This window comes from Pseudomonas sp. DSP3-2-3, from assembly GCF_049898225.1.
Lineage (GTDB): Bacteria > Pseudomonadota > Gammaproteobacteria > Pseudomonadales > Pseudomonadaceae > Aquipseudomonas.
The window spans coordinates 1-667 of the sequence record NZ_JAFCXH010000085.1 but is presented as its reverse complement, the minus strand read 5'-3'; the positions used below and the strand labels follow the sequence as shown (position 1 = coordinate 667).

The following is a 667-nucleotide window of genomic DNA, read 5'->3' as shown; positions in this document are numbered from 1 at the left end:
AGCCTCGCTTGTATGTTTAGACTTGAAGGGGTGGGTGGGACTAAAAGCCTAGCTTCTGACTCATACCAGTACAGACCGTTGGAGACTTCGTCCCACCCCTTCACCAAATGCGCCGATAAGGAATGCATCGGCCTTGACCGACGATAGGAACAAGCCAGCGCAACGGTGAACCCCGACAAGCTCTTAAACCCTAGCTCGGAGGACGTGCCATGACAATCCTGAATTCACAGGTGGTCGTCGGTGTGGATGTTGCGAAAGCCGAAATCGTTGTTTACCGATCCGATTTGCAGCAAACCGACATCATTGCCAACGAGCGACGTGCGCTCAAGGCGTGGCTCAAAAAGCTTCCTGCCCACTGTGCGATCGGGCTCGAAGCCACTGGCCTGTTCCACATTGATACGACTGAACTGGCCCATGACATGGGCCACGACGTTTACATTATTGACGGCAGCCGTCTTGGCAAGTATCGCGATTCCATAGGCATTCGAGCGAAAACAGACGCGTCGGATGCCCATCTGCTGGCGCGCTACCTTTCTAAAGAATCCGACAGCTTGAGGGTCTGGAGCCCACCTCCAGAGGCCTATACCAAGCTCAAAAGCTTGCTGCGCCGCCGCGCTAAACTGATTCAACATCGTGTGGCGATTAAACAAAGCTGGGCAAATGAAAG

Annotated in this window: 1 protein-coding gene; it reads left to right on the top strand. The window is 53.8% G+C overall.

Features of this window, described 5'->3' with window-relative positions; genetic code table 11:
* Positions 1-209: 209 nt before the first annotated feature.
* On the top strand, positions 210-667 hold a 458-nt coding region (locus tag ACP7E4_RS30475), incomplete at its 3' end, for an IS110 family transposase (RefSeq protein WP_426119994.1).